The sequence below is a fragment of the Mycobacterium bulgaricum genome (assembly GCF_041287165.2).
GTDB classification, from domain to species: Bacteria; Actinomycetota; Actinomycetes; order Mycobacteriales; family Mycobacteriaceae; genus Mycobacterium; species Mycobacterium bulgaricum.
Window position 1 is genome coordinate 323,981 of sequence record NZ_JBGGKV020000003.1, and the last position, 11,868, is coordinate 335,848.

Annotated in this window: 12 protein-coding genes; 4 read left to right on the top strand and 8 right to left on the bottom strand. The window is 68.6% G+C overall.

Annotation, left to right across the window (positions count from 1 at the left end):
* Positions 1 to 11: 11 nt before the first annotated feature.
* Positions 12 to 1,709, top strand: a complete 1,698-nt coding sequence (locus tag ACAG24_RS12480; RefSeq protein ID WP_370473515.1) for an MmpA family trehalose lipid delivery protein — start codon at positions 12 to 14, stop codon at positions 1,707 to 1,709.
* Here the strand turns inward: ACAG24_RS12480 and ACAG24_RS12485 are convergent.
* Genes ACAG24_RS12485 through ACAG24_RS12495 form a run of 3 tightly spaced genes read right to left on the bottom strand, consistent with a single transcriptional unit; the run spans position 1,650 to position 2,999 of the window.
* Positions 1,650 to 1,910 (bottom strand): hypothetical protein, encoded by a 261-nt coding sequence (locus tag ACAG24_RS12485; RefSeq protein ID WP_370473371.1) that lies wholly within the window; start codon positions 1,908 to 1,910, stop codon positions 1,650 to 1,652. The two genes, ACAG24_RS12480 and ACAG24_RS12485, sit on opposite strands and share 60 nt — an antisense overlap.
* A gap of 10 nt (positions 1,911 to 1,920) precedes the next feature.
* Complete coding sequence (locus ACAG24_RS12490; protein WP_370473372.1) at positions 1,921 to 2,778, bottom strand: oxygenase MpaB family protein; 858 nt, start codon at positions 2,776 to 2,778, stop codon at positions 1,921 to 1,923.
* A complete protein-coding gene (locus ACAG24_RS12495; RefSeq protein ID WP_370473373.1) occupies positions 2,778 to 2,999 on the bottom strand; it encodes a hypothetical protein in 222 nt (73 codons plus the stop codon). The genes ACAG24_RS12490 and ACAG24_RS12495 overlap by 1 nt, the downstream gene beginning before the upstream one ends.
* A gap of 210 nt (positions 3,000 to 3,209) precedes the next feature.
* Between ACAG24_RS12495 and ACAG24_RS12500 the strand changes: the two genes are divergently transcribed.
* The gene (locus ACAG24_RS12500) at positions 3,210 to 4,364 is read left to right on the top strand and encodes a cytochrome P450 (protein WP_370473516.1); all 1,155 of its coding nucleotides are present in this window, start codon (positions 3,210 to 3,212) and stop codon (positions 4,362 to 4,364) included.
* A gap of 3 nt (positions 4,365 to 4,367) precedes the next feature.
* On the opposite strand, the gene ACAG24_RS12505 is transcribed toward ACAG24_RS12500, so the two are convergent.
* Complete coding sequence (locus tag ACAG24_RS12505; RefSeq protein ID WP_370473374.1) at positions 4,368 to 5,555, bottom strand: glycosyltransferase family 4 protein; 1,188 nt, start codon at positions 5,553 to 5,555, stop codon at positions 4,368 to 4,370.
* Between the two features lie 36 nt (positions 5,556 to 5,591).
* On the opposite strand from ACAG24_RS12505, the gene ACAG24_RS12510 reads away from it, so the two are divergent.
* Together ACAG24_RS12510 and ACAG24_RS12515 are read left to right on the top strand one after the other, a co-directional pair.
* Positions 5,592 to 6,359: a class I SAM-dependent methyltransferase gene (locus tag ACAG24_RS12510; protein WP_370473375.1), complete on the top strand. Its 768-nt coding sequence runs from the start codon at positions 5,592 to 5,594 to the stop codon at positions 6,357 to 6,359.
* Positions 6,360 to 6,439: 80 nt separating this feature from the next.
* Positions 6,440 to 7,912, top strand: coding sequence for an aldehyde dehydrogenase (locus ACAG24_RS12515; RefSeq protein WP_370473376.1), 1,473 nt, complete (start codon positions 6,440 to 6,442; stop codon positions 7,910 to 7,912).
* 77 nt (positions 7,913 to 7,989) lie between these two features.
* On the opposite strand, the gene ACAG24_RS12520 is transcribed toward ACAG24_RS12515, so the two are convergent.
* The 4 genes from ACAG24_RS12520 to ACAG24_RS12535 all read right to left on the bottom strand — a co-directional run bounded on the left by ACAG24_RS12520 (position 7,990) and on the right by ACAG24_RS12535 (position 11,828).
* Positions 7,990 to 8,385, bottom strand: a complete 396-nt coding sequence (locus ACAG24_RS12520) for a YybH family protein (protein ID WP_370473377.1) — start codon at positions 8,383 to 8,385, stop codon at positions 7,990 to 7,992.
* A 57-nt stretch (positions 8,386 to 8,442) separates the two neighbouring features.
* Positions 8,443 to 10,278 (bottom strand): acyl-CoA dehydrogenase, encoded by a 1,836-nt coding sequence (locus ACAG24_RS12525; RefSeq protein ID WP_370473378.1) that lies wholly within the window; start codon positions 10,276 to 10,278, stop codon positions 8,443 to 8,445.
* A gap of 68 nt (positions 10,279 to 10,346) precedes the next feature.
* Complete coding sequence (locus tag ACAG24_RS12530; protein WP_370473379.1) at positions 10,347 to 10,868, bottom strand: dihydrofolate reductase family protein; 522 nt, start codon at positions 10,866 to 10,868, stop codon at positions 10,347 to 10,349.
* Positions 10,869 to 11,828 (bottom strand): helix-turn-helix domain-containing protein, encoded by a 960-nt coding sequence (locus ACAG24_RS12535; protein ID WP_370473380.1) that lies wholly within the window; start codon positions 11,826 to 11,828, stop codon positions 10,869 to 10,871.
* Positions 11,829 to 11,868: the final 40 nt, after the last annotated feature.

Consider the following 11,868-nt stretch of genomic DNA (forward strand, 5'->3'; position numbering starts at 1 on the left):
ACCGCGCGCTGATCGCGCCGGCGTATGCGCTGGCGCTCACGCTCGCCGTGACGGCGCCGCTGCTGGGGCCGGGTTATCTGCTGCTGCGCGACGCGGTGTCGACCCCGCGCTCGTATCTGTCCGACGCCGCGCTCGGCCTGACCCAGGCCGCGCCGCGGGCGCTGCCCCAGGACTTCTTTGTGGCGACGGCGTCCGCCGTCGTCGACGGCGGCGTCGTGGTGAAGGCGCTGCTGGTCCTCGGGCTGTGGTTGGCCGGCTGGGGAGCGGCACGTCTGGTCGCCGTCGTGCTGCCGGCGGCCGGGATCCCCGGCCAGTGCGTGGCGGTCACCATTGCGATCTGGAATCCGTATGTCGCCGAGCGGCTTCTGCAGGGGCACTGGAGCCTGCTGGTGGGCTACGGGTGTCTGCCGTGGATCGCGGCGACTGTTCTCTCCCTTCGGCAATCGCCGGAACGCAATTTTCGTGCGGTGTGCGCGCTGGTGTTCTGGCTGGCGCTGGCGGGCCTGACGCCGACCGGTCTGATGCTGGCCGCGACGATCGCCCTGGCCTGCGCGCTGGCCCCGGGGGCAGGACGCCCCCGATGGTGGTGTGCGGGGCTGACTGTGGGTGCGGCGGTGACGGCGGCGCTGCCGTGGCTGGTGGCCTCGGCGCTGGCCACCGGGTGGGCGGCCGACCAGAGCGCGGGGGTGGCGGCGTTCGCAGCACGCGCCGAAGCCGGCCTTGCCACCCTCGGCAGCCTTGCCAGCCTGGGCGGCATCTGGAACGCCGACGCGGTGCCGCCCTCGCGGACAACGCTTTTCGCGGTGGTCTCGGCGATCGTCCTGGTGGGGATCGTCGCCATCGGTGTCCCGCAGCTGCTCCGCAGGCGAATCGCGGTGCCGCTGATGATCCTGGCTGCCCTCGCTGTGATCGTGCCCGCAGCGATGGCCACGGGCCCCGGCCTGTCTGCGGTCGAGACCGTGATCGACGCGGTTGCGGGCCTCGGCGTGCTCCGGGACGGCCAGAAATGGGTGGCGCTGGCGATGCCCGCCTACGCGCTGGCGGGCGCCGCCGCGGTCCTCACGCTTCGGCCGCGGGTTCCGGCGCTGGCGACCGCCGCGGTGTGTTGCGCCGCGCTGATCGCAACGCTGCCCGACCTGGCGTGGGGTATCGGCGGACGTGTCTCGCCGGTCCACTATCCCCCGGGCTGGACTGCCGCCTCTGCCGTCGTCAACGCCGATCCCGCACCCGTCGCGGTCCTCCCGGTCGACAGCATGCGTCAATTCGGTTGGGCCGGTGCGGCACCCGTCCTGGATCCGTTGCCGCGCTGGGTGCGTGCCGACGTCCTGAGTACGGGAGACCTCACCATCGGGGGGGTCACGGTGCCGGGCGACGGCAGTCGTGCCAGAGAGATCCAGCGGATGCTCACGGCGGGCGCCGGACGCGACGACCTGGCGGCAGCCGGGGTCGGCTGGGTGGTGGTCGAGAATCCCGAGGACGCGCCTGAGCTCGCGCTGCCGCGGGCCTACCGCGACGACGATCTCGTCGTCTACCACGTCGGCGGCGATGCACCCGAGTCACCGCACCGCGCCGTTTTGGTCGGCGCGCATGTGATCTGGCTGGGCCAGCTGCTCCTCGGGCTGCTCGGGATGACGATCTCGCGCCTGCGGTCACGCCACACAGACCGACGGCACGAGCACATCGAGCGGCCAGAGAGCAGCGACCAATAGGTAGGCCGCCATGCCGCCGCCCGCGGGGATCTCGCCCGCCAGCAGGTCTTCGAGCCTGCGGACCTCGCCGGCGTGGAAGAACGCCCACGCCAGCCCCATCGTGATGTACGGGATCAACATCCAGAGCCCGAACTCGACCATGCCGCCGACCGACACCTTCTTGCTCAATCCGCGGCGGGTCGCGGTACGCACGCTCGTCATCGCCTTCTCCTCAGACCAGCCGGCGGTGCCGGCGGACCCGGCTGCGGACATCGGCGAGCAGCACGCGGCTGCCGCCCTGACGGATGAAGCCGGGCAGGAACCGGTTCGCGAACGCCACGAACAGGAACAGCCGCTCGAACAGGAACTGCCGCGTGCGGCCCCACCTCACCCCGAGCGCGTCTCGGAACACCGGCGCGAGGAAGCCCGCCGTCAGGAACTTCAGCAGCGGCCGAAAAGGAAGAGCCAGAATCGGATTGATCATCCTCAGGTTGAGCAGGTCGGTGAGGTAGGACCGCACGACGTCGTCCATCGACACCTGCTGGCAGGCGGAGTCCCACCACGCGTCGAACTCGGCCCGGGTGGGCGGCCACTGATCTTCGGTGACCTGCAGCGTCGTTCCCAGCGTCCACGCCGACCGGTAGAACTGCTCGGCCTGCTCCTCGGTCATCTGCCCGCGCAGCAGTTGGTAGGTGTCTTCCAACCCGACAAACAGGCAGGCGGCCACCCACATCTGGAGATCGCGGTTGAAAGCGTTGTAGGACACGGGGCTTGACGGGCCCGACTTCACGTGCCGATGCGCCTCGTTCACGGTGTCGCGAAACGCTGCCCTGTCGTCGTCCGTGCCGAGAATCGCCACCGCGAGATACTGGAACGTCGTGCGAGCCCGCTTCCACGGGTGCTTCATCAGATTCCCGGAGTCGACCTTGCTCTCGGCCACGCCGTGCCCGACACCGGGGCGGGACAGCTGCATGATGACGTTGGCCGCGCCCGCGGCGAACGACCAGAAGTCCATGGCGTCGGCGACCTGGACCGGATCGTCGGTCCAGCGGGCGGTCCGCCGCGTGATGTTAACCCGGTTGCGGTTCATCACGGGCATACGTCCGTGACGAGCAGCACCGGCCAGAACAGCACCGAGCCCACGAAGGCGAACACTTTCGCGACACCGTCGGCGTGCTCGACATAGTCGGGTCGAAGGACCGAGAACAGCACGCCGATCACACCGTACGGCGCGTTGAGCAACAGCCCGGCGCCGATCCATTCCGCCAGCGTCATCTCGTAGTCCATGACCCGGCGCACCGACGTGAGCATGGCACTATGTTAATGATCGTTCTGGCCGATTAGCGCAATACCGGCTCACTCGAAGACCTTGTCCAATCCGGGTCTTCGGTGGCCCGTCGGTACTAGAGTTCGCCCCGAGTGGTGTCCACCGGCCGGGAGGTAGTCGTGCCCAGGAACACATCAGACGCGATCGCGATCGGCGGTGTCGATCTCACCGATCCCGACACCTACCTCGCCGGGATGCCCTACGGCGCCTTCCGAGAGCTGCGGCACCGGGCGCCGGTCGCCTGGCACCCGTACGGCGACCAGCGGGGTTTCTGGGCGCTGACCCGCCACGACGACATCCATGCCGTCTCCCGTGACAGCGAGACCTGGTCGTCACAGACGACGGGCGTCTTCATCGACGTCCCGGCACCCGACGAGGCGTACCAACTGGCCTTGATGATGCTGACGATGGATCCGCCGCGGCACACCGCGCTGCGGGCGCTGATCAGCCGCGGCTTCACCCCGAGGCACGTGGCGCGGTTGAGCGAGCGCACCGCCGACATGGCCCGCGACATCGTCGACAACGCGATGGAGCGCGGCGAATGCGAGTTCGTCGGCGACGTGGCGGGAGCCTTGCCGTCCTACGTGATCGCCGAACTGCTCGGCATCCCGCTCGACGACGGCCGCGCCCTCTACGTGCTCACCGAGATCATGAACACCCGCACGATGGGCGACCCCGAGTTGATCGATGCCCAGGTTCAGCTGTTCGAGTATGCGACCGAACTGGCGGCGGGCAAGCGCGCGAACCCCCGCGACGACATCGCCACAGCCCTGCTGCACGCCGAGGTGGACGGCCAGCGGCTCACCGACCTGGAGTTCAACCTGTTCTTCATGCTGCTGCTCAACGCGGGCGGGGACACCACCCGAAACCTCGTTGCCGCAGGGACTCTCGCGCTGATCGAACATCCCGACCAGTGGGCTCGGCTGGCGGCCGATCTGTCGCTGATGCCGACCGCGATCGAGGAGATGCTTCGCTGGACCAGCCCCGTGACAGTGTTCACCCGCACCGCGACCCGGGATACGGCGTTGCAGGGCACCGAGATTCGCGAGGGTGAACGGGTGGCGCTGTTCTACCCGTCGGCGAACCGCGACGAGGACCACTTCGCCGAACCCGACCGCTTCGACATCGGCCGCACCCCCAATCAGCATCTGGCCTTCGGGGGCGGCGGAACGCATTTCTGCCTCGGCGCCAGCCTGGCAAGAGTCGAGGCCGCGGCGATATTCCGGGAAATACTCACCCGCACACAGCAGATCGAGCTCGCCGGGCCGGTGGAACGGGTGCGCTCGGTGTTGATGAACGGCATCCACTCGATGCCGGTGCGCCTCACCCCGGCGGCAGTGCCCGCGTAGTTCCTAGAGCACACCGCTCGTGAGGCTGCCGGCACGCACCGTCTCGAGCACCGCGCGCATCGCGTCAGCGCTCTGTTCCCAGGAGAATTCGCCGCTGCGCAATTGCGCTTTGACACCCAACTGCTCGCGAAGCACGTCGTCGGTGAGCAGTCGTTCCAGACCGTCGACCAAGTCGGGGTAGCCGTCGACGAGCATGCCCGTCACCCCGTCGACGATGGAGTCCGTCAGTCCGCCGGAGGACCGGTAGCCGATGGTGGGCACGCCGTGCTGGGCCGCCTCGACGACCGCGAGCCCCCAACCCTCCTTGCGGGAGGGCAGTACGTGTACCCAGCTGCGCTGCAGCACAGCGTGTTTCGTGCCGTCGTCGACGTGGCCGTGAAACGTGACGGCATCGGTGATGCCCAGCCGCGCGGCGTGCTCGACCAGCCTCTGGGACCACCAGCCGTCGCCGAGGATGTCCAGGTGCAGATCGGGGATGCGGGCGCGCAATCTGGCGATGACGTCGAGGGCGTCTTCGATCTGCTTGTGTGGCACCAGCCTTGACAGCACGACCACGCGCGGGGTCGCCGATCGCGCGATGGCCAGTGAACTCTCGGGCGCGGCATCGACACCGTTGCGCACCACCGCGACGTTCGCCGGATCCACGCCCAGCGCCGTCAGGTCCCGCGCCGAGGGCAGCGACACCGTGACGTACTGGTTGCGCCGGTGCACCCGCGGCGACAGCCGCGATTCGACGAACCAGCCGATGCGGCTCATCACCGGTCCCGCGACGGGCCACTGCTCGCGGTGGCAATGGTGCACGAGCACGACGGTCCGCCTGCCGTAGGCGAGCCGGGACAAGAACGGCAGACCGTTCTGGGTGTCGACGACGACGTCGGGGCGCACCCGGCGCATCGGACCGAGCCCGAGGCGTCCCGCGACCATCGCCAGGCCCGCGCGCACGTACACCGAATAGGGACCGCCGCGTCGCTGGATCTCCACCCCGTCGACGACCTCCCGGCGCGCGGCGCCGGGATAGCTCGCGGTGCGCAGCGTGACCCGGGTGCCCGACGCGGCCAGCTGAGTGCCGATGCGCTGGAGATAGGTCTCGCTGCCGCCGCCCTGCGGGTGGCCGGTATCGCGCCAGCACAACAGCAGCACCGAGCGGACTTGCCGCGAGGAGCGATCGAGCGCAGACGGGGGGCCGGACATCCCGGCCAGCCTAACCGGCCTGCGTAGGGTGACCGGGTGGTCGCTACCGATCTGTTCGCCCGGCGGGCGACCCTGTCGCGATCGCTGCGCCTGCTGTCGGCGTTCCGGTTCGAACAGAGCGATCCCGACCGCTTCTACGGCGCGCTGGCCACCGATACCGTCGCGATGGTCGCCGACCTGTGGCGTTCAGCCACTCGGACCGGCCTGAACGGCGTGACCGTGCTCGACGTCGGCGGCGGGCCCGGGTACTTCGCGACCGCGTTCACCGACGCCGGGTCGCGCTACATCGGCGTGGAACCCGACCCGAGGGAGATGCACTCGGCCGCTCCCCGCACCCACAGCAGGGCTGGCACCTTGGTTCGAGCCTCAGGCATGGCATTGCCATTTGCCGATGGCAGCGTGGATGTGTGTCTGTCGTCGAATGTCGCCGAGCACGTGCCACACCCGTGGCGCCTCGGTGACGAGATGCTGCGGGTGACCCGGCCAGGCGGCCTGGTCGTGCTGTCCTACACGGTGTGGCTGGGGCCGTTCGGTGGCCACGAGATGGGTCTCACGCATTACCTCGGCGGGCGCCGCGCGGCCGAGAGGTACAGCCGTAAACACGGTCATCGGCCCAAGAACGACTACGGCTCGTCGTTGTTCGCCGTGCACGCACGAGACGGCCTGCGATGGGCCGCGGGCACGGGTCTCCCCGTCGTCGCATTTCCCCGCTACCACCCACGATGGGCCTGGGGACTGACCAGAGTGCCCGGTCTTCGGGAATTCGCCGTGAGCAATCTGGTGGTTGTGCTCAGCCCGTCCTGATCTCCTGACTGCAACAGGTTCTCGTTTCTGTCTACTGTCGGTACTGTGACCGGTATGACACTGCGCACGCGAGGAGCGAAATGACCCAGAGCACTGCCTTCAAGACCGAGTGGGACAAGCTGTTCATCGGCGGCAAGTGGGTCGAGCCTGCCACCGCAGACGTGATCGAGGTGCACTCCCCCGCCACCGGCGAGCTGGTCGGCAAGGTCCCGCTGGCGTCGGCCGCCGACGTCGACGCCGCCTGCGCCGCCGCGCGCAAGGCCTTCGACGAAGGCCCGTGGCCCCACATGTCCCCGGCCGAGCGCGCCGAGGTTCTCGGGCGCGCCGTCAAGATCATGGAGGAGCGGGCCGAGGAGCTGAAGTTCCTGCTGGCCGCCGAGACGGGGCAGCCGCCCACGATCGTCGACATGATGCAGTACGGCGCGGCGATGTCGGCGTTCAACTACTTCGTCGGTGCGGCGGACAAGTTCCAGTGGCAGGACATCCGCGACGGCGTGTACGGCCAGACGCTGGTCGTGAAAGAGCCCATCGGCGTCGTCGGCGCCGTCACCGCCTGGAACGTGCCCTTCTTCCTGGCCGCCAACAAGCTCGGGCCGGCCCTGCTGGCCGGCTGCGTGGTCGTCCTCAAGCCCGCCGCCGAGACCCCGCTGTCGGTCTTCGCGATGGCCGAGGCGTTCGCCGAGGCGGGCCTGCCCGAGGGCGTGCTCTCGATCGTGCCGGGCGGCCCGGAGACCGGCCGCGCTCTCACGGCCAACCCGGAACTGGACAAGTTCACGTTCACCGGCAGTTCCGGCGTCGGCAAGGAGATCGGCAAGCTGGCCGCCGAGAAGCTCAAGCCGTGCACGCTCGAGCTGGGCGGCAAGTCGGCGGCCATCATCCTCGAAGACGCCGATCTGGATTCGACGCTGCCGATGCTGGTGTTCTCCGGCCTGATGAACTGCGGGCAGGCCTGCGTCGGGCAGACCCGCATCCTCGCCCCGCGGTCGCGCTATGACGAGGTCGTCGAAAAGCTGTCCGCGGCCGTGGCCGCGATGCCGGTCGGGCTGCCCGACGACGCCGGCGCCATGATCGGGCCGCTGATCTCCGAGAAGCAGCGCGAGCGCGTCGAGGGCTACATCAAGAAGGGTGTCGAGGAAGGCGCGCGCCTGGTCACCGGTGGTGGCCGACCCGAGGGCCTCGACGGCGGCTGGTTCGTCCAGCCCACCGTCTTCGCCGATGTCGACAACTCGATGACGATCGCCCAGGAGGAGATCTTCGGGCCGGTGCTCGCGGTGATCGCCTACGAGGACGAGGACGACGCCGTGCGCATCGCCAACGACTCCGTCTACGGCCTGGCGGGTTCGGTGTACACCACCGACAACGACAAGGCTCTGAAGATCGCCCGCAAGATCCGCACCGGCACCTACGCGGTGAACATGTACGCGTTCGACCCGGGTGCACCGTTCGGCGGCTTCAAGAACTCGGGCATCGGCCGCGAGAACGGCCCCGAGGGCATCGCGGCCTACACCGAACCCAAGAGCATCCTGCTGCCGTTCGGTTACACCCCTTCCTGACCCGCACACGTCGACGAGCGCACGGTTCTTGACGGATTCATCGCAGATTCCGTCAACAACCGTGCGCTCGCGGCGTTTCAGGCCAGCGGGAACGAGTGGTGCTCGTGCGCGATCAGCCAGGCACCGTCCACCTTGCGCAACCCGAGGGTGATGCGCAGGCGGTGGTCAGGCTTGGCGGCGAGTTCGTCGGGCTTGCCGCACCGAAGCAGCGCACGGGCGAACGCGACCTCTGCGCCGGCGGTGACGTCGAGTTCGACGATCTCGAAAACGGCGCCGCCGGCGATGAATTCGAAGAACGGCGGCCAGCAGTCCCGGTATTCGGCGAGACCCCTGATCCCGTTCTGCGGCGGTGGTACGTCGAACATCACGATGTCGTCGGTGTGGGCGGCGACGACGCCGTCGAGGTCGCGTGACTGGATCGCCCCGACCCACCGCTCGACGACGTCCCGGACGGTGTTCTGATCATCGGTCATATGTGTTCCGACCTCCGTCGCCGCGAGAAGTCATCGCGCGTGGCCACCGAAGACGGCTCAGAAGGCGGCCTCCGGCAGATCCATCGCGGTCAGGTCCACCGCCTGCAGCACGGCGCGCTGCGCGCTCAGCCGCGGCAGGACGTTCTTGGCGAAGAACTTCCCGGTGGCCACTTTGCCGGTGTAGAACGCCCGATCCCGTTCGCTCACCTCTCCGTCCAGCGCGTTGAGCGCGATCTCGGCTTGAGCCAACAACAGCCAGCCGAGCAGCAGATCCCCGGCACTGAGCAGGAACGGCACCGACTCCAGCCCGAGCCGGTACAGCTCGCGGGGGTTCTCTTGAGAGTCCACAAGGCATTTCGTCATGGAGGCGACCATCTCCTGCACGTCGGCCACTGCGGTGGCCAGCAGGCCGCGCTCGACCACCAACTCAGGGCGCGCGGCCGGATCGTCCAGGAACCGGCGCAGGTTCGTCACCACGTGCAGCAGCGCGCCGCCCTGGTCTCTGGCGATCTTGCGGAAGAAGAAGTCCTGCGCCTGGATTGCGGTGGTGCCCTCGTAGAGCGAGTCGATCTTGGCATCGCGGATGTACTGCTCGATCGGATAGTCCTGCAGGAAGCCCGAACCGCCCAGCGTCTGGAGGGATTCGGTGAGGCACTGATAGGCCCGTTCGGAACCGACCCCTTTGACGATCGGCAGCAGCAGGTCGTTGACGCGGCCTGCCATCGCGGCGTCGGCGCCGGAGACGATGTCGGCGGCGACCGCGTCCTGGTGGGCGGCGGTGTAGAGGTACAGCGCCCGCAGGCCCTCCGCGTAGGCCTTCTGCGTCATCAGCGCACGGCGCACGTCCGGGTGGTGGATGATCGTCACGCGCGGTGCCGTCTTGTCCGTCATCTGCGTCATGTCGGACCCCTGCACGCGTGTCCTGGCGTAGTCCAGTGCGTTCAGGTATCCGGTGGACAGCGTGGCAATCGCCTTGGTGCCCACCATCATTCGGGCGTACTCGATCACCTTGAACATCTGCGCGATGCCATTGTGGGTGTCGTTGACCAGCCAGCCGACCGCGGGCTTTCCGTGCTGGCCGAACGTCAGTTCACACGTCGCCGACGCCTTGAGGCCCATCTTGTGCTCCAGGCCGGTGACGTAGACGCCGTTGCGCGCGCCGGGTTCGCCGGTCTGCGGATCGAAATGGAACTTGGGGACCAGGAACAGCGACAGCCCCTTGGTGCCGGGCCCGGCGCCCTCCGGCCGGGCCAGCACGACGTGGACGATGTTCTCGAACAGGTCGTCGGTGTCGCCGTTGGTGATGAACCGCTTGACGCCCTCGAGGTGCCAGGTGCCGTCGGGCTGCGGGACGGCCTTCGTGCGGCCCGCGCCGACGTCCGAACCGGCGTCGGGTTCGGTGAGCACCATCGTGGCGCCCCAGTTGCGCTCGATCATCAGCGCCGCCCAGTGCCGTTGTAGGTCATTGCCGATGGCGTTGATGATGTCGGCCATCTTGGGGCCGGCGGAGTACATGAACACCGCAGGCTGCGCGCCGAGCGCGAGTTCGTTAATCGCCCATTCCAGCATCGACGGGGCGGGCACCCCACCGATGTCCTCGGCCATGCCGACGCGGAACCATTCCCCGTCATGCCAGGCGCGGAACGACTTCTTGAACGGCTCGGGGATGCGCACGACGTGGGTGGCCGGATCGAATGCCGGTGGGTTGCGGTCGGTCTCGGCGAATGCGTCGGCGAGGGGACCCTCGGCCACCTTGGCCGCCTCGTGCAGCATCTCGTGCACCGACTGCGGGTCGAGGTCACCGAATTCGCCTGATGCGAGTACTTTTTCGAGCGCCAGCACCTCGAACAGGTTGAACTCCAGATCGCGGACGTTGCTTCTGTAGTGACCCATGCGGCCGACCTCCGGTGATACCCGTCGTTTCGAGTGTGCTGCCAGGGTACGACGGCCGGACGGCCGGGTTAGGCGCGACGCCAGTGCGCGCACACGAATTCGCCGTTGACCGCCGAGCCGACGAGCGTCCATTCCGATCGCAGCGGCAGCACGGGGGATCCCGCTCCGAGCGTGCACGGTGCGTAGGAGACGATCACCTCGTCGATCAAGCCCGCGGCGACGAACTGTGCGGCGATGTCGCCGCCGCCCACCACCCAGACGTTCTTCCCGTCGGCCGCCGACACCAGGGTGGGATGCAGTTCGGCGACGTCGCCGGCGAACGTCTGCACCGGATGCCCGGCGACGACGACCTCCGGCCGGTGCGTGACCACCCACGACGGCTGCGGGTACATCCAGTCGCCCGGCTGGTTCTTCACGATCCACTGGTAGGTGTCGGCGCCCATCACGAGGGAACCGACCTCCGCCATGAACGGATCTATCGCGAACGGGCCCTCGGAGTCGATGTCGCGGGACAGCAGCCAGTCGAGGCTGTCGTTCTCGTCGACGATGTATCCGTCGAGGCTTGACGCGGTGTAGTAGACGGTGGACATCTAGCTTCCTCTCATCCAGTCGAGCGGGTCTCCGCGGCGGGTGGTGACGCCGTGGCCGGCGAGCATGGCGCGAGCGAGTTCACGGCGGTGCGCCGAGTAGGTGAGGACGTGCGCGACGATGCCGAACAGCTGGAACGATTCCGGCGGATCGCACAGTGCGTCGATCACGGTGTCACCGAGCCGCCCGGCCGCGGTGTATTCGGAAACCATTGCGCGCCAACGCTTGGCGATCACGGTGTGGTGCGAGAGCAGGGCCGCGGCGTCGGTGCTGTCGGGCTGCGTCGACGTCCGTGCCGGGAAGTCGTCACCGGCGATGGTCGCCAGCCACACCTCTTTGGTCCATACGATCGCGCCGAGCACCGCGCCGATACTGGGTTCCGGTCCGTCCCACTCCAGCACGGTCTGCCCGGGCGCCACCTCGGCCACCCACTGCCCGGCGGTCAGGTGCGCCGCCTGGGTCAGCAGGTGCGTCGTGTCGTCCAGGTCGTGCGCGACCATCAGCTGCGCCACGTCGGGTAGCGCCGACGCCGTCTCGTCGCGATCGCTGTCCAACCACAGCGACTGCGGCGGGTGGAAGTGCAGACCGTTGGGGGCCGGGAGCCGGAAATGGACGTCGACCGCCTGTGACGGCGGAACTCCGTAGGTGCGTCTGAAGGCGCGGGAGAACACCTCCGCCGAGGACCACCCCTCGTCGGCGGCCACGGCACTGACGGCCTCGCCGCGCTGCAACCGCCATGCCGCGCGCTCCAGCATGACCCGGCGACGCAGAGCGGCCGGGGATTCGCCGGTCATCCGGCGCACCTCGCGCGAGAAGTGGAACTCCGAGGCGAAGCTGCTGCGCGCCATGTCCCCCACGTCGGTGTTGGCGACGTCGGTGACCGAGTCGAGGAGTTCGCGCAGTCGGTCTCGTCGGCGATGAGCGCTCGCGCGAAGAGCAGATTGCTCGGCGGGGTCTGTCACGGTGTCCGAGTATCGTCGCCGCCGGCCCACGGCGACATGA

What these genes read in the sequence shown, in the direction of transcription:
- ACAG24_RS12495 (WP_370473373.1), bottom strand. Translation starts at nt 2,999, where the DNA reads ATGCTCACGTCGGTGCGCCGGGTCATGGACTACGAGATGACGCTGGCG.
- ACAG24_RS12515 (WP_370473376.1), top strand. Translation starts at nt 6,440, where the DNA reads ATGACCCAGAGCACTGCCTTCAAGACCGAGTGGGACAAGCTGTTCATC.
- ACAG24_RS12525 (WP_370473378.1), bottom strand. Translation starts at nt 10,278, where the DNA reads ATGGGTCACTACAGAAGCAACGTCCGCGATCTGGAGTTCAACCTGTTC.
- ACAG24_RS12490 (WP_370473372.1), bottom strand. Translation starts at nt 2,778, where the DNA reads ATGAACCGCAACCGGGTTAACATCACGCGGCGGACCGCCCGCTGGACC.
- ACAG24_RS12485 (WP_370473371.1), bottom strand. Translation starts at nt 1,910, where the DNA reads ATGACGAGCGTGCGTACCGCGACCCGCCGCGGATTGAGCAAGAAGGTG.
- ACAG24_RS12530 (WP_370473379.1), bottom strand. Translation starts at nt 10,868, where the DNA reads ATGTCCACCGTCTACTACACCGCGTCAAGCCTCGACGGATACATCGTC.
- ACAG24_RS12500 (WP_370473516.1), top strand. Translation starts at nt 3,210, where the DNA reads ATGCCCTACGGCGCCTTCCGAGAGCTGCGGCACCGGGCGCCGGTCGCC.
- ACAG24_RS12520 (WP_370473377.1), bottom strand. Translation starts at nt 8,385, where the DNA reads ATGACCGATGATCAGAACACCGTCCGGGACGTCGTCGAGCGGTGGGTC.
- ACAG24_RS12505 (WP_370473374.1), bottom strand. Translation starts at nt 5,555, where the DNA reads ATGTCCGGCCCCCCGTCTGCGCTCGATCGCTCCTCGCGGCAAGTCCGC.